Source organism: Phyllobacterium sp. CL33Tsu (assembly GCF_900113985.1).
In the GTDB taxonomy this organism is placed as follows: domain Bacteria; phylum Pseudomonadota; class Alphaproteobacteria; order Rhizobiales; family Rhizobiaceae; genus Phyllobacterium; species Phyllobacterium pellucidum.
In genome coordinates, this window is record NZ_FORJ01000001.1 from 552,075 (window position 1) to 571,803 (window position 19,729).

General features: G+C 60.4%; 18 protein-coding genes. 4 read left to right on the forward strand and 14 right to left on the reverse strand.

Translation table 11 applies throughout. From position 1 onward, the window contains the following. Positions 1-34: 34 nt before the first annotated feature. The 7 genes from BM074_RS02775 to BM074_RS02805 form a co-directional block, all read right to left on the reverse strand. A complete protein-coding gene (locus tag BM074_RS02775; RefSeq protein WP_091919596.1) occupies positions 35-844 on the reverse strand; it encodes a 3'(2'),5'-bisphosphate nucleotidase CysQ in 810 nt (269 codons plus the stop codon). Continuing rightward, complete coding sequence (locus tag BM074_RS02780; RefSeq protein WP_091919598.1) at positions 831-2,174, reverse strand: TldD/PmbA family protein; 1,344 nt, start codon at positions 2,172-2,174, stop codon at positions 831-833. The genes BM074_RS02775 and BM074_RS02780 overlap by 14 nt, the downstream gene beginning before the upstream one ends. Positions 2,175-2,304: 130 nt before the next feature. Next, positions 2,305-3,216, reverse strand: coding sequence for a patatin-like phospholipase family protein (locus tag BM074_RS02785; protein WP_091919600.1), 912 nt, complete (start codon positions 3,214-3,216; stop codon positions 2,305-2,307). Positions 3,217-3,227: 11 nt separating this feature from the next. Next, positions 3,228-4,547 carry a M16 family metallopeptidase gene (locus BM074_RS02790; RefSeq protein WP_091919602.1) on the reverse strand — a complete coding sequence of 440 codons (1,320 nt, stop codon included), beginning with the start codon at positions 4,545-4,547 and terminating at the stop codon, positions 3,228-3,230. Further along, on the reverse strand, positions 4,544-6,025 hold the full coding sequence (locus tag BM074_RS02795; RefSeq protein WP_091919603.1) for a M16 family metallopeptidase: 1,482 nt from the start codon (positions 6,023-6,025) through the stop codon (positions 4,544-4,546). The genes BM074_RS02790 and BM074_RS02795 overlap by 4 nt, the downstream gene beginning before the upstream one ends. Positions 6,026-6,074: 49 nt before the next feature. Next, the gene (gene rsmD, locus BM074_RS02800; protein ID WP_091919605.1) at positions 6,075-6,632 is read right to left on the reverse strand and encodes a 16S rRNA (guanine(966)-N(2))-methyltransferase RsmD; all 558 of its coding nucleotides are present in this window, start codon (positions 6,630-6,632) and stop codon (positions 6,075-6,077) included. A gap of 2 nt (positions 6,633-6,634) precedes the next feature. Next, positions 6,635-8,383 carry a pseudouridine synthase gene (locus BM074_RS02805; RefSeq protein ID WP_091919607.1) on the reverse strand — a complete coding sequence of 583 codons (1,749 nt, stop codon included), beginning with the start codon at positions 8,381-8,383 and terminating at the stop codon, positions 6,635-6,637. Between the two features lie 97 nt (positions 8,384-8,480). Here BM074_RS02805 and BM074_RS02810 point away from each other — a divergent pair, with 97 nt between their 5' ends. Further along, entirely contained in the window at positions 8,481-8,912 is a 432-nt protein-coding gene (locus tag BM074_RS02810; RefSeq protein ID WP_027230198.1) for a nucleoside deaminase, read from the forward strand. Between the two features lies 1 nt (position 8,913). Here the strand turns inward: BM074_RS02810 and BM074_RS02815 are convergent, their stop codons facing one another. The 7 genes from BM074_RS02815 to BM074_RS02845 form a co-directional block, all read right to left on the reverse strand. Then, on the reverse strand, positions 8,914-9,903 hold the full coding sequence (locus BM074_RS02815; RefSeq protein ID WP_244532714.1) for an Lnb N-terminal periplasmic domain-containing protein: 990 nt from the start codon (positions 9,901-9,903) through the stop codon (positions 8,914-8,916). Between the two features lie 131 nt (positions 9,904-10,034). After that, entirely contained in the window at positions 10,035-10,703 is a 669-nt protein-coding gene (locus BM074_RS02820) for a hypothetical protein (protein ID WP_027230200.1), read from the reverse strand. Positions 10,704-10,892: 189 nt separating this feature from the next. Further along, complete coding sequence (ileS, locus tag BM074_RS02825) at positions 10,893-13,811, reverse strand: isoleucine--tRNA ligase (RefSeq protein ID WP_091919609.1); 2,919 nt, start codon at positions 13,809-13,811, stop codon at positions 10,893-10,895. Positions 13,812-14,083: 272 nt separating this feature from the next. Continuing rightward, a complete protein-coding gene (locus BM074_RS02830) occupies positions 14,084-14,923 on the reverse strand; it encodes a MipA/OmpV family protein (RefSeq protein WP_091919611.1) in 840 nt (279 codons plus the stop codon). Between the two features lie 110 nt (positions 14,924-15,033). Further along, positions 15,034-15,648 carry a glutathione S-transferase gene (locus BM074_RS02835; RefSeq protein WP_091919612.1) on the reverse strand — a complete coding sequence of 205 codons (615 nt, stop codon included), beginning with the start codon at positions 15,646-15,648 and terminating at the stop codon, positions 15,034-15,036. 47 nt (positions 15,649-15,695) lie between these two features. After that, positions 15,696-16,676: a bifunctional riboflavin kinase/FAD synthetase gene (locus tag BM074_RS02840; protein WP_091919614.1), complete on the reverse strand. Its 981-nt coding sequence runs from the start codon at positions 16,674-16,676 to the stop codon at positions 15,696-15,698. A gap of 9 nt (positions 16,677-16,685) precedes the next feature. Further along, complete coding sequence (locus BM074_RS02845) at positions 16,686-17,534, reverse strand: TIGR01459 family HAD-type hydrolase (protein ID WP_091921405.1); 849 nt, start codon at positions 17,532-17,534, stop codon at positions 16,686-16,688. A gap of 222 nt (positions 17,535-17,756) precedes the next feature. On the opposite strand from BM074_RS02845, the gene BM074_RS02850 reads away from it, so the two are divergent. The 3 genes from BM074_RS02850 (at position 17,757) to groES (ending at position 19,695) form a co-directional block, all read left to right on the forward strand. After that, positions 17,757-18,794, forward strand: a complete 1,038-nt coding sequence (locus BM074_RS02850) for a cation diffusion facilitator family transporter (RefSeq protein WP_244532715.1) — start codon at positions 17,757-17,759, stop codon at positions 18,792-18,794. Further along, complete coding sequence (locus BM074_RS02855) at positions 18,791-19,102, forward strand: ArsR/SmtB family transcription factor (RefSeq protein ID WP_091919618.1); 312 nt, start codon at positions 18,791-18,793, stop codon at positions 19,100-19,102. The genes BM074_RS02850 and BM074_RS02855 overlap by 4 nt, the downstream gene beginning before the upstream one ends. A 296-nt stretch (positions 19,103-19,398) precedes the next feature. Continuing rightward, a complete protein-coding gene (gene groES / locus BM074_RS02860; protein ID WP_027230208.1) occupies positions 19,399-19,695 on the forward strand; it encodes a co-chaperone GroES in 297 nt (98 codons plus the stop codon). Positions 19,696-19,729 lie beyond the last annotated feature (34 nt).

Sequence of the window (19,729 nt, forward strand, 5' to 3'; positions counted from 1 at the left end):
GCCTGTCCAAATGATCGAGAAGGTTGCTGACTGTTTATCCGAACGCGGTTTCGGCGACAACGTCCAACATGTTATCCATGAGCAATCCGCTTGCGGCAACGAGCGCGCCGTGGCGATAGTCGCCATTACTGGTGTCGGTAAGACCATAGGTGAGTGGCTTTCCGTCCGCGGCGACGACCCGGCCCCCGGCCTCCGAGAGGATGAGATCGGCCGCTGCAAGATCCCAGTCATGCGAACTTGGCCGCACGAAAGTGCCCGCGATATCGCCGCGCGCCACCATGGCGATCCGATAGGCGAGCGAGGCAACGTACGGCATGTGTTCGATGGAGGAGAGAAAGTGTTCCGGCAGCCGCTTGATGAAGGCCGAGGGACCGGCCACCTTGTAGGGAAGGTGCTGGGCCTGGACATGAATGGCGGCGCCGTTCTGCGTCGCCCCGCCGTCGGGAGTCGCCATGATGATTTCGCTTCGGGCCGGGCAGTCGAGAACGCCGGCGACGGGCCGGCCGTTTTCGATGACGGCAACGCTGACGCACCAGACGTCGGCACCTTCGATGAAGGCCCGTGTCCCATCGATCGGGTCGACGACGAAGAAGCGCTCTCGCGGGGAAGCGGCGCGTTCGTCCTGGGTTTCTTCGGATATCCAGCCGTAATCCGGGCGGGCCGTCAGCAGCATGTCCTTCAGATACTTGTCGGCGGCAAGATCGGCCTCTGTTACCGGCGAGTTGCCGGTTTTCATCCAGACCTGCGGCGCCTGCCGAAAGTAAGACAGAGCGATCCGGCCTGCGCCCTCGGCGGCCTGCCGGATCAGTTCCAGGTCTTCAAGATTGAGCTTACTTGCCGGCAAGTGTCATGCCTTCGATTACGAGTGTCGAGCTGGCAATGCCGAAATTGCGATCGATGTCATTTGCCGCAGTGAGATTAAGGAACATGTCCTTGAGATTTGAGGCGATCGTCACTTCGCTGACCGGATAGGCGAGTTCGCCATTTTCGATCCAGAAGCCCGAAGCACCGCGGCTGTATTCGCCGGTGATCATGTCGACACCATGGCCGAACAGTTCGGTAACGTAAAAACCGGTACCAACATCGCGCATCAGGTCTTGCGGCGACTTTTCGCCGGGTTCGATGGAGAAGTTCGTCGAGGCGGGCGTGACTGTCGAGCCGGAACGCACGCCCCTGCCATTGGTGGCGAGGCCAAGTTCCTTTGCTGTCGAGGTCGACAGGAACCAGTGTTTCAGCACGCCATTCTCGATCATCGTCAAGGGAACGCCCTCGATGCCCTCGCCGTCAAACGGGCGCGAAGAAGAACCGCGCACCCGCAACGGGTCGTCCTTAACGTTGATCGCGTCGCTCAGGATCTTCTCGCCCATGCGATCCTTAAGGAAGCTCGTCTTGCGTGCTACCGACGCGCCATTGATGGCGCTGGCAATATGGCCGGCGATACCTCGGGCGACGCGCGGGTCGAAAACAACGCTTACACGGCCGGTTGCCGCCTGGCGCGCGCCAAGGCGCTTTACCGCGCGCTCCCCGGCCGATCGCCCGATGGCTGCAGCGTCTTCAAGCGTGTCATAGAAAATGCGCGAGGAAAAATCATAATCCCGCTCCATGGCGGTACCGCTGCCGGCGATTGCGCTGACGGAGCGGGAAAAACGCGACCCCACATATTGTCCGGCAAATCCGCCTGATGTGACGAGTACGAGCCCGCCCATTCCAGCAGATGCGGAGCCTCCACCCGAATTGGTAACACCCTCGACGGCGAGCGCGGCAGCTTCGGCGGCCAGCGCGGCTTCGGTCAATTGCGCGGCATCGACGACGGTCGGATCGTAAAGATCGAGATCGCGAATTTGGCGGGCAAGATTTTCGGGAACGGCAAGACCCTCGAAGCTATCGTCCGGCGATACTTTCGCCATGGCGACGGCGCGTTCGGCCAAGGCCTTTGGCTCGGCTCCGCCGTTGGCAGATATGCTGGCGATCTTGCGACCGACGAAGACGCGCAGGGAAAACTCATCGCTCTCGGAAGATTCGGTCTCTTCGACCTTTCCGAGCCGTACGCTAACGCCCGCGGAACGCGAGCGGGCAACGACTGCGTCGGCCGCGTCGGCGCCTGCTTTTTTTGCAGCTTCGACGAGCGCGGTCGCTTTGTCTAGAAATTCACGGGAGTTCAAAGAGTCGCTCATTTTATACCTGATTATATGAATGATTAGGGTAATTTATCGTATGGTCGCATGCACCCTCCTATATGGTGCAAATTTGCGCCTATCAAGGCGGGCCGAACGAACAATCGGCATTGGCGGCCGTTGATTATTGTCATTCCGCGTCGCTGTCGCCGCCACGATCGGCATAGGTGATAGCCGCGTCAACGGCGCGCTTCAACTCGTCCTTGATCCCCGCCGATTCCTCGAGCACCTGCTGGATTCGCAGAAAATCCAGAACGCCGAACCGTGCCACGCTGGGGCGCAGGAAGATTGCCGGAGCCTGCGTACGCAGGCGGGTCGCGATGATCGATTGCATCATCAACTGGCTGGCACCGAACATGGCCTCGATTGACGAGGGGGATCTGCCGATATCGCCTTCCGGTCCGCCGACGACATCGACGGCGATAACGAACCGCGCCTTGTCCATCAAATGATCGAAGGGAACGGGATTATAAATGCCGCCGTCGATCAGGATACGGTCGTCTCGTCGCACTGGCCGGAACAAGGCGGGGATCGCGGCGGAGGCGGCGACGGCATTATAAAGATCGCCCTCGGCCATCACGACCTCGCGCTGTCCGTAGAAATCGGTCGCGGTGACGCTGAGCGGGATCGCAAGTTCCTCGAATGTTTCGGGAATGCGGCCGGGAAGGAAATGCTTCAAAACCTTTTCGATGTTGAACTGGCCGAGACGAATGCCGCCGCCAAACATCTCGCCGAAGCTTGCCGGGCGCAGCTTCCACAGGCGCGCTGCAATCTCACCACGTTTGGAGAGGATCGCGACCGCGTATTCACGAATCTCGAGCCCGGACATGCCTGCCGCCATACCCGCGCCCATGATCGCTCCGATGGACGATCCTGAGATCGCGGCAGGTCTGATGCCAAGTTCGTCCAGGGCTTCAATGACGTTGATATGAGCGATGCCGCGCGCCCCGCCACCGCCGAACGCTACGGCAAAGGTCGGCTCGCGCGGAGTTTTACCTGCGCCTATCGACCCGTTTGCCTGATCAAGTTCGCGCGCGACCATCGGTCCTTTTCCTATGAAAGCGGTGGGCCGACGATCAGGATCGCCGGGTCCGTCAACAACAGTTTCCTGGCCGCAGCCTTTACCTCATCCAAGGTCACGGCATTGATGAGATCGGCACGCTTGTCGATGTAGTCGCGGCCTAGGTTCTCATCCTGCAGGCCAACCAGCGTGCTGGCGACCGCCGACGAGGAGTCGAGATTGTTTACCGCATAGGACCCAACGAGATATTTCTTGGCTTCTGCGAGTTCTTCCTCGGTCGGTCCGTCCTTGGCCATCTTTGCCACTTCTGCCTTGAGGATTTGCAGCGTTTCGCTGGCGCGATCGGCCCGCGTTGCGGTCGAGATCATCAAAGCCGCCATATGATCGCGGTTGGCGAGATTGGAACCGGCCGAATAGGCAAGCCCGCGCTTTTCCCGCACCTCATTATAGATGCGCGATGAGAACGTCCCGCCGCCCAGAATATGGTTCATGATGTAGGCGGCAAAGAAGTCCGGATCCTTGCGCCGGACACCCGGATAGACCATCGAAATGGAGGTCTGCGGCAGTGCATAATCGACCTGGGTGGTCTTGCCGAAGGCAAGTTTTGCATCGCTGACCGTCGCGAGCTGGGCTTTTTCGGGCAGATCGCCGAAGACCTTGTCGAGAAGCGGTTTTAGCTCCTCCGGGCTGATCGATCCGACGACGCCGACAATCAGATTATCCCGGGCGAAGTTCCGCTTGTGAAATGCAGCAAGGTCGTCGTGAGTGATGCTCGTGAGACTTTGCTCCGTGCCTTCCGATTGACGGCCGTAGGGGTGGTCGCCGTAGAGGGCTTCGGCGAATTTGCGCCCGGCAATGGTGTTCGGATTGCGCTCCGAAGCCTTGATGCCGGCAATCACCTGCTGGCGAATGCGGTCGATGGGCGCCTGGTCGAAGCGCGGGTTGTTGACGGCCAGCGTCAGCAACTCGACGGCCTCATCGCGCTTGTCGGACAGCATGCGCATCGAGCCGGTTATACTGTCGTCATCGGCATTGAAACTCATCTCGGCGCCGACATCGTCGAGCTTGTCCTGGAACGAATTGGAATCGAGATCGCCCGCGCCCTCGTCAAAAAGCCCGGTCATGAGATTGGCAAGGCCGTCCTTGCCCTTCGGGTCCTGTGCGGAACCACCCTTGAAGGCAAAGCGCATGGACACGAGCGGCACGAAATCATCCTGTACCAGCCAGGCGCGTATGCCCTTCGGCGATACTACTTCCTGGATCTCGACCGCGTAGCCCGGGACGACGGCAACGAGCAACAGCAGGAAAGTTGCAGCCAGCCGTCTCGTGATTGGGGTAACGGCGCGGATCATTGGACGACTCCTTCGGCGGGCGCTTGCGGCTGTTCGTGTTCGGCTGTACCGGGCGCCGCCTCCCCATCGGCGGGCACATCGGGCTTGCCGTCTTCGGGCATGAGGTAGCTGGTAACGGAACGGCCATCGACGAGATAGCGCTTGGCCACGGCCTGGATGTCCGCGACCTTCACAGCCTTTATGCGATCCGGCCACTCCTGGATATCCTTGATGGTCTGGCCGGTGGAAAGGGTCGAACCATAGATGCGGGCCATCCCCGCCTGGCTGTCCCGGGCAAAGATCATGCTTTTCAGGAAGCGATTGCGCGCCTTTTCGAGTTCATCCTCGGTGACGCCATCCTTGATGATACGGGCGATTTGCGCATCGATGCCGGCCTCGACATCGCTCAGGGTCGCATCCCCGCGCGGCGAGCCATAGACGCCGAAACTGCCGTCGTCGAGCGATCCGCCCTGATAGAAGGCGCCGGCGCTTGCTGCCGAACCATCCTTGACGACCAGGGCCTGATAAATCCGGCTGCGCGAAGACCCACCAAGGATTTCGCTCAGAAGGTCGAGAGCCTCCGCCTCGCCCGGCTTGGCGTTCGTATAGGAGGGTGCGAGCCACATCTTCTGGAAGCTCGGCTGCGACACGCGCGGGTCGGCAAGTGAAACCGTGCGTTTGGTATTCTGTTCCGGCTCCTGCGGCCGGTCGCGCTTGCCCGGCTCCGCCCGGCGCGGCACCTTGCCATAGGTCTTTTCCGCCAAGGCTTTGACGGTTGCGGGATCGACGTCTCCAGACACGACAAGGGTCGCATTGTTGGGCGTGTAATATTTCACGTAGAAGGCCAGCGCATCCTTGAGATTCAGCTTTTCCATCTCATGCAGCCAGCCAATAACCGGCATGCGGTAAGGGCTGTTCTGGTAGAGCGTGGCGTTGACCTCTTCGGCAAGCAGCGCGCCGGGATTGCTGTCGGTGCGCGAACGGCGCTCCTCGAGCACGACGTCGCGCTCGGTTTTTACGACATCCTCATTGAGGATCAGGTTCTCCATGCGGTCCGCCTCATAGGTCATGACCATTTCGAGGGCCTGAGGCGACACCTGCTGGTAGAAGGCGGTGTAGTCATAGGAGGTGAAGGCATTTTCCTGCCCGCCGATCTCAGCGACCTTGCGGGAAAACTCGCCGGCCGGATAGGTCTCGGTCGCCTTGAACATCAGGTGTTCAAAAAAATGTGCAATGCCCGACTTTCCGGGTTCTTCGTCGGCCGAACCGACGTGGTACCACAGCATATGGGTGACGACCGGCGCCCGATGATCCGGGATAACCACGACTTCGAGCCCGTTGTCGAGATAGAATGACGAGACGAGGTCATCCTTGCTCTCAGCGGTCGCCGCAGGCGTTTGCACGGCAGTTTCAGCCTGGGCAGGGGCATAGAGGCCCGCGCCGGCGAGCGCGCCCGTTACAACAAATGCCGCAAATGTGCGGCGTATAGTCGGGATCATTGAAATCGGTCCAGTACTGTTGTTCAGGATTGCGATACAATCCCGCTGTTTACGTCTTCAATGTGACAAGCCGAATGATTGTTCCGCCATACGGACGTTCCTCGACAACAGAAAAACGCGCATCGAGTTCGACGACCGCGTCGGCCTCCTCTTCGAGGACCAGCAGCGTGTCGCTTTTCAGCCAGCCGCCATCAAGGGCCGACTTGAATGCCAGTTCGCCAAGGCCTTTCGAATAGGGCGGATCGGCGAAGACCAGATCGAACGGTTCGATTGTGCCGGCATCACCGAGTTTGGTCGCATCGCGGCGAAAAATCTTGGTATTGCCGAGAAGGCCGAAGGCTTCGACATTGGTGCGGATCAGTCCCCTGCCCTCGGTCGATTCCTCGATGAATACGCCATACCGCGCGCCACGCGACATGGCTTCGAGGCCGAGAGCCCCGGTGCCGGCGAAAAGGTCGAGGACTCGCGTCGCCTCGAACTTTTCGGGATAGTTGTGCACCAGAATATTGAAGAGGCTTTCGCGCGTACGGTCGGTCGTCGGCCGGATCGCATTCGAAGCCGGCGTTGCGAGTGAACGTCCGCGAAATCTGCCGCCGACAACGCGCACGATCAGCCCCGCGGCTTGTTGCCACGCGGCGGACGCGAACCACCCGGACCGCCAGGCCCGCGACGCCCGCCGCCACCCGGTGCATCGCCGCGCGGCTTGCCTCCGCTGTAGGGACGATCGCCGGACTTTGCGGGGCCGCGTGCGGGCTTGCCGCTCGCGCCATAGGGCCGATCGGCGCGGGCGGGCCGCTCCGACTGGAATGACTGGTCGCCGCGCTGCTCGCGCTCTTTCATCTCGGCGCGTTCGCGCTTGCCGGCACGGGGCGGCCGCGCCGGGCGTTCGCCCTCGGTCCGGCCAGCACCGAATGCGCGCTTTGGCTTCTCCACGCCCTGATCGTCATTGGCAAATGGCCGGGGCGAATATGGCCGGCGCTTTTCCTCGCCGCCCGGTCGGCTGCCGAACGAGCGTTCTTCGCGCGGGCGATCGCTGCGTGCGCGCGGCGCGCCTTCATTCGAACGCTGGGGCCTGTCGCTGCGGCTTTCGCCGCGCTTCTCTTCCGTTCGTGCCTTGGGCTTGCCGAGCGGGCGCGCACCGGGCGCCATCCAGACGTTGGCGGTGCGTCCGGAACGCGCCGGGATTTCTTCCTCTTTAGCGCCGCGGCCGGGCTTCGGCCCTGCTGCACGCGGCGGGCGTGGCTTGCGGTCTTCGTCGCGTGGGGGGCGGGCCGGCCGCTCGCTGCGATCGGTCGTCAGGCGTGACAAGGATTCCTCGCGCTTTTCGTCGGCAGTCTTGCGCGGCGGCCGCCGTTTGGCGACAGGCGCGCTCGATATCCATTCGGAAGAGCCGCGCGTCGGGCGCTCGCGCGCATCGCTAACGGGCTGCGCCAATTCACCCTTTACAGCATCGTTGGAGAAAACGTTGATGATCGGCGCATCGAAATCGGCCCCGGATTCCTCGATGAGCCGTTCACCGAGCTGGTCGCGCAGCGTGCGGCCATTCATCTCGCGCACGGCGCCTTCCGGAAGATCGCCAAGCTGGAACGGGCCATAGGAAATGCGGATAAGCCGGTTCACCGACAGGCCGAGGGCACCGAGCACATTCTTGACTTCGCGGTTCTTGCCTTCGCGCAGCCCGACCATGATCCACACGTTCGAGCCCTGTTCGCGTTCAAGCGTTGCTTCGATCGCGCCATAGAAAACGCCATCGACGGCAATTCCGTCCTTCAGGCCGTCGAGCTTTGCTTGCGTGATCGAGCCGTGGGCGCGCACGCGGTAGCGGCGCAGCCAGCCGGTCGACGGCAATTCGAGCGCCCGCGAGAGACCGCCATCATTGGTCAGCAGCAGCAGCCCTTCGGTATTGATATCGAGACGGCCAACGGAAAGAACGCGCGGCATATCTTTCGGCAGCGATTCAAAGACGGTCTGGCGACCTTCCGGATCGCGATTGGTCGTAACCAGGCCGGCAGGTTTGTGGTAGAGCCAAAGGCGCGTCCGCTCCTTTTCCGGCAGCGGCTTGCCATCCACTTCAATGCGGTCGCTGCGCTTTACATTGATCGCGGGGCTGTCGAGACGCCGTCCGTTGACGGATACGCGGCCCGCGGCAATCATTGTCTCGGCTTCGCGGCGCGAGGCTATGCCGGCACGCGCCAAGCGTTTGGCGATACGCTCGCCCTCTTCCGCTACAGCCGCGGCATCGTCGAATTTGCGCGGCGCGGGGCGCCCGCCACGGGCTGAACCCGCGGGCTTCTTGTCGAAGCTGCGCTTTGCAAAGGGGCGTTTGCCGCCCTTGTCATTGTCATTTGAACTTGTCATGGAGTTAAGCCTTTCAGCAGGGCTCACTACCAGCTATGAGGTTGGCTTGCGAGCAAATTCTGGATTGCGGGGCGGCGTGACGCAAAAAACTGACCCGATGGGCCTGGCACTCACCGAAGCGAAAAGCGCCGAGATGCGGGGCGAAGTTCCTATCGGCGCTGTCATCGTCAAGGATGGCGCGATCCTCGCAAGCGCCGGCAATCGCACGCGCGAGCTCAACGATCCAACGGCACATGCAGAGATGCTGGTCATCCGCGAGGCCTGCCGCGCCTTGAGCAACGAACGGCTTACCGGCTGCGATCTCTATGTGACACTGGAACCGTGCACGATGTGTGCGGCGGCAATTTCCTTTGCCCGCATCAGGCGCCTTTACTATGGCGCGCAGGACATCAAGGGCGGCGGCGTCGAAAATGGCGCACGGTTCTATGCCCAGCCGACCTGCTTGCATGTTCCCGAAGTCTATCCAGGTTTCCGGGAACAGGAAGCCGAAGACATGCTGAAGGCGTTCTTCCGCACCAAGCGGCTCTAGCCTAGTTCGCGGGCAGCCTGATCCTTGCCGAAAAATCTGGCGCACTATCGGCGGCCATGGCGCGCTGATTGATCGACGCTTCGCGGATGACTTGGTCCAACGGCTTGGAATGATCGATCGCGCCAAGGTCATAAAGGTAACCCGGCAGATAGCCGGAAAAGACAATGCGATAGTCGAGAGGAATTCCGGGCGCGATCGCCCGTGCCATGCTGAAGATCACCGTCGTGCAATTGGCGGTGATCGTATTGTAGAACTTCGCCGTCGTCGCCAGATGGTTGGCGCTGTCGAGATAGGACAGGAACAGCGCCTGGCGCGTTTCCGGACTGAGGTTGACCTGGTAGCGGTAGACGTCTTCCTTGCGCACATTGGTGCGCAGGCGAATGATGTCACGCTCGTCCGCTGCAATCATCGCCAGCTCGAACTGCTTGAAGAAGCCGCCGATCTCCGAGAACTCCTCATGGCGCTCCTTGCGGATTTCGGCCGAGAACACCACGTGCTCGCCATTGTTGAAACCGAAGCTCACCAAAGTGTGGGCGATCGCCGGGTTCGACCAATAGGAAAGAAAAATGTCGACGGTCGCAAGATCGTCCAGCGTGTAGGTGCGCACTTCCCAGCGCGGTGTGTAGTCGGTCGTGGTGCGCCATTCGAAGTTGCGCACATTTGAAAGCGTCACATAATTGCCGGTGAGCGTGCCCGTCACCGTCTGGGCAACATCATCCGCCCAGATCCGGTTGAGCGACGGCTTGATCGTACCCCACCAGTAGCCGAGCCCGATCATGATCGGGATCAAGACGATGAGCGCGCGCCAGACACGGCCCTTGAATTCCAGCCAGAGTACGGCGAAGGCGATTGCCACCCACAGGATCAGGCAGCCGATGGTCGCTGCAATACCAAGGGGCAGCTGATACCAGAGGGCCAGCCCGCCCCAGAGAAATGCCAGAAATGTCAGGAGGATAAGAAGAACTAACCCAAGAAATCGCAGGATGAACAATTGTTACGGTCCTCGACTGGAGAGGCGATGGATCCCTTATAAACGAAAACGGCGGATCGAAGCATCCACCGTTTCAGCGAACTATTGCAGCAGTATGAACGTTTTTCGGCACAGGACCGCGTGCGAACGCGTCAGTTCCAGGGGATGAGGTTGCTCCAGCTGAAGCCCTTGCTCTTGCGGGCCGCGGCCTTGCGCTCGCGCTCTTTCTTGGCCTCGTCTTCGCCGAGCTGATCGGCGGCGGCTGTTGCCGCGGGCTGACGATATTCCAGCGGCGGCTCGCTCAGATAGCGACGGTTCGTCGGCGATCCGGCGGTAGACGCCATCTTGCGGGCGCGGAAATCTGCGCCGACATCGGTCTTGTTGCCCTGGTTGGCCGGGACCTTGTCGTTGAAGAACCCGTATTCGGTCCTGTTGCTCGCAGACTTGGACGTGACCGGATCGGGCGCCACTTCCGGCACGAACTCGGCGTTGTTCTGGTTGGCCGTCGCAGTGTCGCGGATGCGCTTGCGCCGCTGCTCGGGCGATTCCGGCCAGGCCGGATTTCCGGCGGTCTCGACCGCATCCTGCGGGGCGGGCAATTGCATTGGCTTGCCGGTCGCCGGGCGAACGAGTTCCGGACGCGGATTGTAGGCAATCTGGTTGCTCTTCTTGGGACCCAAGGCGGCCATGTTGGCGACGTCGTCAAGCAGCTGGGTGCCGGCGGACTTGTCCGTACCATAGGTGGGTGACGAGACGCAGCCGCCAAGCGCAAGCGCGCCGACCATTGCACCAAGAACCGTTATGCGTCCGTTCAAATTCATCCTTGCAACTTTCCAGAGATAAGCCGGGCAGCATATCTGCCAATCAATTTTGCTTGATCAATGCCCTGCCTTAGAAATCAGGCAGTTCAATGGCAGCCTTTTATATGAGACCGGTTGTATTTAGCAAGCCAACAGGAATCTCAAGCAAATCAATGGCGGGGAGAACTTGTCTCCCCGCCATTCTATACATTAGGCAACGAGCTTTCCGAGCCGGGCCAATTCGTGTAGCGCCGCCGCGTCGCGAGCCGAAACGTCGGGATAGGCCGAATCGGAACCGACATCATGTGTATAGCGCCATGACCGCGCGCATTTGGTTCCCGTCGCGCGCTCAGGGACAACTGCGACGCCCTTGACGTCATCCGTGACAAACGCATCGGCAGGTCCGGCTTCACCCTTGATCGTGATCGCGCTGGTGATGCAGATCTCGGCCATGTCGATATCCTTGACCGCCGCCAGCAGTTCCGCGTCGGCGATATAAACAATAGGAGCGGCTTCGAGCGACGAGCCGATCCGCTTGTCGGCGCGTTCGAGTTCGAGCGCACCCGTGACGACGCGGCGCACATCCTTGACCTTGCGCCATTTGGCGGCAAGCTCGTCATTTCTCCATTCGGCCGGCGTCGGGCGGAACTGTTCCAGATGCACCGAAACGGCATCCCTGTGCAGGTCGAGCCAGGCCTCCTCCATGGTGAAAGGCAGCATTGGCGCGAGCCATGTGACGATGCGGTCGAAAAGGTGCCTCACGACCTGCAGCGCTGCCTTGCGGCGGACGCTCGAGGGCGCGTCGCAATAGAGCGCGTCCTTGCGGATATCGAAATAGAAAGCCGACAGTTCCACATTCATGAAATCGATCAGCGCGCGGGTGATGCGCTTGAACTCGAAACCGTCATAGCCGGCACGCACGACCTCATCGAGTTCGGCGAGACGGTGCAACATCAGCTTCTCGAGTTCCGGCATATCGGCATGGGGGACCTCATCGCCCTCATCATGAGCCAGGGTACCCAGCATCCAGCGGATCGTGTTGCGCAACTTGCGATAGGCATCAATGTTGGTCTGGATGATGTTCTTGCCGAGACGCTGATCTTCCCAGTAGTCCGTCGTCATGACCCAGAGGCGCAGGATGTCGGCGCCCGAATCCTTGATCACATCCTGCGGCGTGACCGTATTGCCGAGGGACTTCGACATCTTGCGGCCTTCCTCGTCCATGGTGAAGCCATGGGTGACGAGCGTACTGTAAGGCGCACGGCCGCGCGTACCGCAGCTTTCGAGCAGCGACGAGTGGAACCAGCCGCGGTGCTGATCCGAACCTTCGAGATAGACGTCGGCAGGCCACTTCAAATCGGGGCGATCTTCAAGCGTGAAGACATGGGTGGAACCCGAGTCGAACCAGACATCGAGAATGTCGGTCACCTGCGTCCACGGCTCGTTCGCCTTTTCGCCGAGGAACCGCTCGCGCGCGCCTTTGGCAAACCAGGCATCGGCGCCCTCTTCCTCGAACGCGGCAAGAATACGGGCATTGACGGCGTCGTCCTTGAGGACATTGCCATTTTCATCGGCAAAGACGCAGATCGGCACGCCCCAGGCGCGCTGGCGCGACAGTACCCAATCGGGACGATCCTCGATCATGGCGCGCAGGCGGTTCTGACCGCCTGCCGGAACGAAGCGCGTCTCGTCGATTGCCGCAAGCGCGCGCGAGCGCAGGGTCGTGTGGTCGCCGAGGTCCTTGTCCATGTAGACGAACCATTGCGGCGTGTTGCGGAAGATCACCGGCTTCTTCGAGCGCCAGGAGTGCGGATAGCTGTGCTTGAGCCGGCCGCGCGCAAAAAGTGCGTCGCGCGCGATGAGTTCTTCGATGACGACCTTGTTGGCGTCGCCCTTCTTGCCGTTGTCGTCAATGACGCGGGCAGCACCGCCTTCGCGATCCGGACCGAAACCCGGCGCATCCTTGGTATAGTAGCCTGCGTCGTCGACGGTGAATGGGATCACCGACGAGATGCCGCGCGCTTCGAGATCGCGACCGGCGTCCATCCATGCATCAAAGTCCTCGCGGCCATGGCTCGGCGCCGTGTGCACGAAGCCTGTACCTGCATCATCGGTGACGTGGTCACCAGGCAACAAGGGCACGGCGAAATCATAACCACCGCTAAAACCATGGAGCGGATGGGCAAGCGTCATCGCCGCAAGTTCATCCGCCGTAACCGTGCGCAGCCGCTTGAAGGTCAGTTTGGCTTTCGCAGCCGATTCTTCGGCGAGCGCATCGGCAAAGATCAGCTTTTCGCCGGGACGCGGGCCAAAATCATTCTCCGCCGTTTCGACCTCGAAGAGACCGTAGGCGACACGCGGCGAATAGGCGACGGCGCGGTTGCCGGGGATCGTCCAGGGCGTCGTCGTCCAGATGACGACATGCGCCGAAGCAAGGTCACCGCGGCCGCCTGCGACCGGGAATTTCGCCCAGATCATATCGCTCTCGATATCCTGGTATTCGACCTCGGCCTCCGCGAGCGCGGTGCGCTCGACCACCGACCACATGACCGGCTTGGAACCACGGTAGAGCTGGCCCGACATGGCGAACTTCAACAACTCGCCGGCTATGCGGCTTTCCGCATGGAAGGCCATCGTCGTATAGGGATTGTCAAAATCGCCTTCGATGCCGAGCCGCTTGAATTCGCCGGACTGCACCTTGATCCAGTGCGTTGCGAACTCGCGGCATTCCTGGCGGAATTCGTTGATCGGCACATCGTCCTTGTTCTTGCCCTTGGCGCGATATTGTTCCTCGATCTTCCATTCGATCGGCAGGCCGTGGCAGTCCCATCCGGGGACGTAATTGGAATCGAAACCGCGCATCTGGAAAGAGCGGGTGATGACGTCCTTGAGGATCTTGTTGAGCGCGTGGCCGATATGGATATTGCCGTTGGCGTAGGGCGGGCCATCGTGCAGGACATAGCGCGGGCGATCCTTCGCGTCTTCGCGCAGCTTCCGGTAAAGATCGAGATCCTGCCAGCGCTTGACGAATTCCGGTTCCTTGGCGGGCAGGCCCGCGCGCATCGGGAAATCCGTTTGCGGCAGATAAAGTGTCTTCGAATAATCGAGTGTCGTGGCGGTGTCGGTCATTTTTCCAGCTTGTATAAGGGCCCGCGCGTGATCGCCGCAGGCAGGGATTTCATGAAAAACATTGAAGCGCAACGGCGCTATCCCGGACCTTCCGCCCCACGAAGCTCACGCTTCAGGTCCGCGGGAAGGCCGGGCCAGTAATTCGTATCGTCTGAACAGGTATGGACCTTGCGCAGGACCGGCGATCGCTTTTCATGACCGCGCTTTTAGCAATCACCGCCCGCAGAATAAAGAGGCATGCGCGATTATCTTCGCGGATGCCTCGCGCAATGTTAGAGCTTGAAGTCGAAGCGATAGGTCGCCTGCAGGCCGAAGGTCGCCTGATTTTCCGAGCCGCGCTGCTTGACGATGCTGGAATCGGCCGCTGGGCCCATCAAGCGGTTATATTCGGCATAGGCGCTGGTGGTGATCTTATCGGTCGTCTGCCAGGTGATCTGGCCGCCGAAGCCGAGCGAATTCAAACCGCCGCCCGGTGAATACTGGCGAAGGCCGGATGCAGCGGATTCGCTAGCGTTTACGCCGTAATATTCCCTGAAATAGTCCTTGGTTGCCACCGTTGCACGGGGACCGGCTGAAACGCGGACCGTGTCGGTCAGATTCTTGAAGGCGTCGATGGCGAAATCGGCCACGACACCGTCATGAGCGCCGATGCCGCGGCGGACCTCAACGCGGCCACGAACATTCTCGGTCGGATAGAATTCCGCGAAACCGCCGAGTTCGACGCCCCAATCGACATCGTTGAGACCCTTGAGTTCATCATAGTCGCTGGAATCGCGACCGGTAATGAGCTTGCCGGTAATACCGGCGCGGAACACACCCGTGTCGATAAAGCCAAGGGACGGATTGTCGTTAAGCGAAGAAAACTTGAGCGAACTGCCGGGACGGCCGATCGAAATGACCGGCGCGGCACGGAACTTGTAATTTTTCGCGCCTTCATAATCCGGAGCCACGAAACCCTTCGCACCGAGCGTGATGTACCAGTCGCCCGACCACCAATGGTCGCCGCGCGAGCTCTGGGTCTGGTTGTCGGAATAATATTCATCGGCAAAAGCGGGTGCTGCAACGGAAAGGATTATGGCGCTCGCGAGGGCGCTAACAAGGCGAATAGACATGAAATAACTCCGGGGCCTGTCTGGGGGGTGGCAAGCGTACGCGTCAAAACTAATCGAGTGATAGATAAAATTGCATTGAGCAACGTGGTAAACAATTTACCACACTGGCGTCAACTGAATGGAAAGGCAAGAAATGCCTCCGACGCCTCGGATTTCTCCGAGAGGGCGGCAAGTGCCGGATATTCGCCGGCCGCGATCACGTCCGGCAGCATCTCACGGGTAAACCGATAGGCAACGGCACTCGTAATATCCGCCTGGAGCGGCCGATCTGCGAAGATCCATGGGTCCGCCTGCTGCACTTCGGCTTCCAGCAAACGATACGCATCGGCAAGCTGGCCATGCACGCGATCAAGCCAGGGCTGATGCCGCTTTTCCGAAGGCCGCAGATCGTGCTCATAGACGATCTGGACGCTCTTTTCGCAGGCGGCGAGCGCGAGGCCGATGATCCGCTGCGAGCGCGTAAAATGCGTAATTTCCGCCGGTGTCAGCCCCAGCGCGGGTTCTGCAATGCGCTCGGCATATTCGAGGATCAGGCACGAATCCATCAGGACGACGCCTTCATTCGTCACGAGCGTCGGTGCTTTCACGACCGGATTGATCTTCGAAAAGGCCTCGAAGGCCCGGAAAACCGACAGGGACTCATGGGAAAATGGCAGGTTCAGCATTTTCAGTGAAATTGCCACCCGTCGCACATAGGGCGAATCCAGCATTCCAATCAGTCTCATTCCATCGCTCCCTTATTGTCAGATCATGGGTAAAGCGCCCATCTTCCTCAGTCGAAATTAATCTTCTGGTCCAGCGGCGACAACGGCTTGACACCTTGAAGTAGCGCACGCGCTTCCTCTTCGTCGCGCCGGATCTGCTGCATCATCGGCTCGAGACCGTCAAATTTTTCCTCGCCGCGCAGATAGCCGAAGAAAGAGACGGCGCAGGTTTCGCCGTAAAGATCGTCGCTGAAATCGAACACATATGTTTCAAGCAGCGGCTCGCCATCCGTATCGACGGTCGGCCTGCGGCCAAAGCTGGCGACGCCGTCAAGAAGCGTACCGTCGGCCCGGCGGAAGCGCACCGCATAAATTCCGTGCTTCAAATGGGTCTCGGGCGGAAGCACCATGTTGGCGGTCGGAAAGCCGATCGTGCGCCCCAGCTGCTTGCCGCCGACGACCGTGGCGCGAATGCGGTGCCGGTAGCCAAGGAGCCCGGCCGCCTCGACCACTTCACCTGCGCCAAACATATCGCGAATGCGGCTTGACGAGATCGCATGGCCCCCCTCGTCACGGAAGGCATCGACGAGCGTGACGTGGAAGCCACGTTCTTCGCCCGCTGCCATCAGGAACGCCGGGCCACCCTGACGGCCCTTGCCGAAATGAAAATCGAAGCCGGCGACGATACGGGTTGCGCCAAGGCCATCAACGAGAATGCGGTCCACAAAGACATCCGCCGTCAATTGCGAGAATTCGCGGGTAAAATTGCATTCGACCACCGCATCGAATCCCAGCGCTTCGAGGATCGATGCCTTCTCGGCGGCGGGTGTCAACCGGTCCACCGGCTGGTCCGGCACGAAAACGCTGCGCGGGTGCGGCTCGAAGGTCAATACCAGCGATGGCTTGCCCTCGGCGCGTGCGGTCTCCAGCGCCCGGCCCAGAACGGCCTGGTGCCCACGGTGCACGCCGTCGAAATTGCCGATGGCGACAATGGCGCCCTTCAGTTCATCGGGCAAATGAGACGGATCGTTCAGACGCAGGATCGGCATATCTTTGTCTCACGCCAGGGCGGGCATCGTCGCAACGGGATTGCTTCCGTGCTTTGCGAGGAACGCCAGAAGCTTCTCAAGGTCATGGACACCGCCCATCACATAATCGCCGGCATGAATACCGCCGGAGATATAGAGAACATCGATGCCGAAAAGATCGGCGCCCTTGATATCCGTCAGCATGCCGTCACCGATGGCAAGTACCCGCGAACGTTCGACAGGGGTGCCGCGCACGTCTTCCGCCGCGGCAACCGCCGCCTCGTAGATCGGGCGATGCGGCTTTCCTGCGATGAGCGTGCGGCCGCCAAGCTGCCCGTAATCGCGAGCAAGCGCCCCGGCGCACCAGATGAGGCGATCGCCGCGCTCGACGACGATATCCGGATTGGCGCAGATGAACGGCAGGTTGCGCGAGCGGAAGCGCACCAGCATGTCGGCATAGTCTTCCGGCGTTTCCGTATCGTCATCGAAGAAACCCGTGCAGACGACGACATCGGCTTCGCGCTCCTCGACCAGTTCCACGTCGATGCCGTCATAGAGGGTTTCGTCGCGCTCCGGCCCGAGATGAAACACACGGCGCGGCGCGTTGCGGATCAATTCGCGGGTGACGTCGCCCGATGTGACGATCCGGTCATAGGCCGATTCCGGCACGCCAAGCGCATGAATCTGCTCCGCTACGCCGGCAAAGGGGCGCGGCGCATTTGTGATGAGAACCACCGTCAGGCCGGCCTGACGGGCCCTTTGCAAGGCCGCCGAGGCGGGTGCGAAGGAATCGACGCCATTGTGCAGGACGCCCCAGACATCACACAGCAGTACGTCGTAGCGATCCATCAATGCATCGAGGCGCTGCAAATGTATCATGTCGGTCATGCCGGTCCCTTCAGGCAAAATACTATGCGACGAGAGTCTTGAGACTGTCTCGATTAGCGGATCGTGCCTGACCTGTCACGCCGGTTATGTTTGAAAAAGCTCACGTTGTGCCGTTCGGGGTTTCGGACGGGCACTATCTGCGATTGACACGACCTTTGCCTTCGCCTAACAAACACATGAACACATATTGATATGTTTGCTAGAGGCTTCACAATGTCAGACCCCCATGCCGGCCACGACCACACGCCTAAAGTCACTGCGGGCAACGAGACGAAAATGCTCATTGCACTTGCAATAACTTTTTCATTCATGATCGTCGAGATCGTGGGCGGGCTCATGGCGGGCTCGCTGGCGCTGATTGCCGATGCCGGCCATATGTTCACCGATGTGGTGGCGCTGTCACTGGCCTACTTCGCCTTCCGTTTCGGCCGGCGCGCCGCCGACGAAAAACGCACTTTCGGCTATATGCGCTTCGAGGTCATTGCCGGGCTTATCAACGCCGTCACGCTGTTCGCCATTCTCATCTGGATAACGTACGAGGCCATCGAGCGCTTCCGCAATCCTGGCGAAGTCCTGGCCGGTCCCATGTTTATCGTCGCCACAGTCGGCCTTTTAATAAACATGCTGGTTTTCTGGATCCTGACACGCGGCGGCGATACCGAGCAGGTCAACATCAAGGGAGCGGTGCTGCACGTACTGGGCGATCTCCTAGGTTCCGTCGGCACGATCGTTGCCGCGATCGTGATCTACTATACCGGATGGACGCCAATCGACCCGATACTTTCTGTCTTCGTGTCCATTTTGATCCTGCGCAGCGCCTGGGCGCTCCTGCGCAACTCGTTGCATATCCTGCTCGAAGGCGCGCCAGGCAATGCCGCACCTGAAGCCATCGAGCAGTATCTAAAGCAGACGGTTCCGGGACTTGCCGCCGTCCGCCATGTCCACGTCTGGATGATCACCTCGGGCAAGCCGCTGGCAACGCTGCATGTGCGCCCTGCTCCGGATACGAATCCGCGGCTTCTGGTGAAACAGGTCGAAGCCGAACTCATGAAGAAGTTCGAGATATCGCACGCAACGATTGCCATCGACTGGCCGGAGGATACAGCGAGGGACGATTGCTGCCTTGGCGATGATCTCCAGCAAGGGCACGAACACGACCATTCCGGCCATGCCCACGACGAGGCCGATCATGATCACGGCGGACATGATCATGCCGCTCACGAGCACGGGCATGAGGGGCACAAACATTGAGCTCAACCCCTCCTCTCCCCCCTGAACTCACGGTTCTCGCCGAAACCTTTCGTCTCCTCGGCGATCCGACGCGGCTGCGCATACTCCTGTTCTGCCTCGAAGCGCCGCGCTCAGTCGGAGATATCGCCGCGAGCCTCGACCTATCGCAATCGCTGGTCAGCCATCATCTGCGCCTCTTGCGCGGCGCCCGGCTCGTGCGCGGCAACCGGCAGGCAAAACAGATTTTCTACGAACTGGCCGACAAGCATGTCAGCGACATGCTTGTCGACATGACGCATCACGTGGGCGAAGAAAGCGCCGAGGATTGATGCGGTTGGGGCGCGTGTTTCCGCCGATCGCGCCCACGCCGACTTGCAGCATTGTGTGAATTCTGCCGTCACGTCATTCGCATTTCACATGAATATGCCATAAAGCGGTTTGTAGATGGACCCGGCTTCCAAGCATTGCCTCTCCAGGCCATTTTAAATGATGCTTTCCCTTGACTCTTCAAACCGATCCCACTATCTCCGGCCGCAGTTAGCACTCACCCCAAGCGAGTGCTAATACCGCGAATGGCGCTGCCATTCGCGTCATCGTTTTGACACCAACATCAAGGGTTCTAACCATGGCCAAGACCAAGTTCCGCCCGCTTCATGACCGCGTCGTCGTACGCCGCGTCGAATCCGAAGCAAAGACCGCTGGCGGCATCATCATTCCGGATACTGCCAAGGAAAAGCCGCAGGAAGGCGAAGTCATCGCCGTAGGCACCGGCGCTCGTGACGAAGCCGGCAAGCTCGTACCGCTCGATGTCAAGGCAGGCGATCTGATCCTGTTCGGCAAGTGGTCGGGTACGGAAGTCAAGATCGGCGGCGAAGACCTGCTGATCATGAAGGAATCCGACATTCTGGGCATCCTCGGCTAATCGCCGCGCATCCCCGCAATCAACGAATTTAGAT

Coding starts and splice junctions, on each gene's coding strand:
- BM074_RS02850 (WP_244532715.1), top strand. CDS start 17,757: ATGTCAGACCCCCATGCCGGCCACGACCACACGCCTAAAGTCACTGCG.
- BM074_RS02780 (WP_091919598.1), bottom strand. CDS start 2,174: ATGAGCGACTCTTTGAACTCCCGTGAATTTCTAGACAAAGCGACCGCG.
- BM074_RS02820 (WP_027230200.1), bottom strand. CDS start 10,703: ATGAATTTGAACGGACGCATAACGGTTCTTGGTGCAATGGTCGGCGCG.
- BM074_RS02795 (WP_091919603.1), bottom strand. CDS start 6,025: ATGATCCCGACTATACGCCGCACATTTGCGGCATTTGTTGTAACGGGC.
- BM074_RS02785 (WP_091919600.1), bottom strand. CDS start 3,216: ATGGTCGCGCGCGAACTTGATCAGGCAAACGGGTCGATAGGCGCAGGT.
- BM074_RS02790 (WP_091919602.1), bottom strand. CDS start 4,547: ATGATCCGCGCCGTTACCCCAATCACGAGACGGCTGGCTGCAACTTTC.
- groES (WP_027230208.1), top strand. CDS start 19,399: ATGGCCAAGACCAAGTTCCGCCCGCTTCATGACCGCGTCGTCGTACGC.
- BM074_RS02810 (WP_027230198.1), top strand. CDS start 8,481: ATGGGCCTGGCACTCACCGAAGCGAAAAGCGCCGAGATGCGGGGCGAA.
- BM074_RS02805 (WP_091919607.1), bottom strand. CDS start 8,383: ATGACAAGTTCAAATGACAATGACAAGGGCGGCAAACGCCCCTTTGCA.
- BM074_RS02835 (WP_091919612.1), bottom strand. CDS start 15,648: ATGAGACTGATTGGAATGCTGGATTCGCCCTATGTGCGACGGGTGGCA.
- BM074_RS02845 (WP_091921405.1), bottom strand. CDS start 17,534: ATGATACATTTGCAGCGCCTCGATGCATTGATGGATCGCTACGACGTA.
- BM074_RS02830 (WP_091919611.1), bottom strand. CDS start 14,923: ATGTCTATTCGCCTTGTTAGCGCCCTCGCGAGCGCCATAATCCTTTCC.
- ileS (WP_091919609.1), bottom strand. CDS start 13,811: ATGACCGACACCGCCACGACACTCGATTATTCGAAGACACTTTATCTG.
- BM074_RS02840 (WP_091919614.1), bottom strand. CDS start 16,676: ATGCCGATCCTGCGTCTGAACGATCCGTCTCATTTGCCCGATGAACTG.